2 protein-coding genes and 1 pseudogene are annotated in these 2,035 nt (G+C 52.6%); all 3 read left to right on the top strand.

The features are described from left to right. Positions 1-219 precede the first annotated feature (219 nt). Positions 220-949: pseudogene (locus DZ54_RS20705) on the top strand (5-oxoprolinase subunit PxpA). Next, on the top strand, positions 946-1,641 hold the full coding sequence (pxpB, locus tag DZ54_RS0110115) for a 5-oxoprolinase subunit PxpB (RefSeq protein WP_025673987.1): 696 nt from the start codon (positions 946-948) through the stop codon (positions 1,639-1,641). Before DZ54_RS20705 ends, pxpB begins: the two are co-directional and overlap by 4 nt. Continuing rightward, positions 1,626-2,035: hypothetical protein (locus DZ54_RS0110110; RefSeq protein WP_037354200.1), on the top strand; the 410-nt coding region annotated here is incomplete at its 3' end. The genes pxpB and DZ54_RS0110110, both read left to right, overlap by 16 nt.

Raw genomic sequence — 2,035 nt, 5'->3', positions numbered from 1 at the left:
AGCAATATCAAGAGATATGATAAGTTAGCAAGAAATTACGCCAGTATGGTATCACTGGCGTTTACTATAATGTGGCTGCCGATGTATTGCTGAATAAAATGTGTACAGCAAAGATCAACACGCCCTAGGTGTTTGACCTGAATATCGAGAATCTCAGGTAGTTTATCCGCGGGTTAAAAAACCGTAAGGTAAAGCAAAGTCAGTGAAATCGAGGGAATGATGAAACTAAACGCAGACATGGGTGAAAGCTTTGGTGCGTGGACGATGGGAATGGATAGCATACTGATGCCGTGGATTGATATGGCCAATATCGCGTGTGGTTTCATGCCTCTGATCCTGATGTGATGGCGGCCACGGTGAACTTGCGGTGACGCATAAGGTCAGCATTGGTGCTCATCCCGGCTACGCCGATAAGCAGGGCTTTGGCCGTCGCAATATTGATCATACCCCAGCGCAAATCAGCAATCTCATTCGCTATCAAATCGGTGCATTACAAGGGATCTGTGCGCGATTTAATGCGAGCCTTGATTATGTGAAGCCCCATGGTGCGCTGTATAACACTATGATGGTGGATAATGATTGCTTTGAGGCGGTGTTGGCTGCGGTGGCTGATACGCTGCCCAATACACCTTTAATGGTGCTGGCACTGCCTGATAATCGTCAGCATCGCCAGCTTGCCCAACAAGCCGGTGTGCCGCTGATTTTTGAGGCCTTTGCTGATCGAGCCTATCTGGCGTCAGGGCAATTAGCGCCGCGTGGTCAACCGGGCGCTGTGTTAGATGACGCCAATGCGATGATCGCGCAGGTGTTGCAGTTATCTCAACATGGCACAGTAACCACTCTTGAAGGACAAACGCTCTCCCTCTCGCCGGATACGGTGTGTGTGCATGGAGATAACCCACAATCCGTGGAGGCGATAAAACAACTTAGAAAGGCCTTAACACCATGACACTCAAGGTTGAGCAAGTCAGTGAAACGACGGTAATGATCCGGTTGGGCAATACAATCGATCTTGCTTTAGTTCCACAGTTATCCGCGTTGTGTGAGGGAATCCAGCAGCACTTTGGTCGTGGTGTGGTTGAGTTAATCCCTGCCTACACCAGTGTTTTGGTGGAAGTGAATGTTCGCTTACTGTCGCCAGAAAGGTTGAAAACTTGGGTGATTCATCAAGGCGAGTCACTGCTAGCCACCGGTGATTCTGGGGGCGGAAAACAAGTGACCTTGCCGGTGTATTATCATCCCTCGGTCGGGCCGGATCTGGCTGCGGTCGCCGAGTTTGCCGGCGTGAGTGAGCAAGAAGTGATTGAGCGACACAACCAACGAACTTACACCGTCTGTGCGATTGGTTTCGCCCCCGGCTTTGCATTTCTTGCTTCGGTGAATGAGACGATAGCCATGCCGCGTCATGCTACGCCTCGTCATCAGATCCCCGCCGGCAGTGTGGGCATTGCACAACAGCAAACCGCGGTGTATCCGGCGGCGTCGCCCGCAGGCTGGCAAATTATTGGTAATTGTCCCAAGGTGCTGTTCAATCCCCGTCAATCGCCAATGATGCCGTTTGATGTGGGGGATACCGTCCGTTTTGAGCCCATGTCAGAGTCCGATTATCGCGCGGCAGGAGGTCAATGGTGGCAGGATTAACGGTGCTCGACCCCGGTGTATTGAGCTTGGTGCAAGACGCGGGACGTTATGGTGTGGGCCAGCTTGGTTTAAGCCAAGGCGGACCGGTAGATTGTCATGCGTTTGCTTGGGCGAACTACTTACTCGATAACCCCGCGAATACACCGCTTATCGAGATCACCATGGGTCAGGCACGTTTTCGTGCTGACCACGGTATTTCGATCGCTATCACCGGCGCAGACATACAACCTTGTATCAATGGTCAGCGCGTGGGCATGTGGCAGACGTTGACGCTGAATGCCGGTGATGAGCTGAGTTTGAGCTACGCCCGCCGTGGCTTGCGAGCCTATCTCGCGGTGCGTGGCGGCTGGGCGGTAGATGGCGCATTTGGCAGTGCCGCGACGGTGATGCGCAA

The organism is Salinivibrio socompensis S35 (assembly GCF_000513715.1).
In the GTDB taxonomy this organism is placed as follows: domain Bacteria; phylum Pseudomonadota; class Gammaproteobacteria; order Enterobacterales; family Vibrionaceae; genus Salinivibrio; species Salinivibrio socompensis.
The sequence above is the reverse complement of the archived record's forward strand: the minus strand, read 5'-3'. Positions and strand labels throughout refer to the sequence as shown.

Bases quoted from the DNA above. Each gene is read 5' to 3' on its own strand.
- pxpB (WP_025673987.1), top strand. From the start codon at position 946: ATGACACTCAAGGTTGAGCAAGTCAGTGAAACGACGGTAATGATCCGG.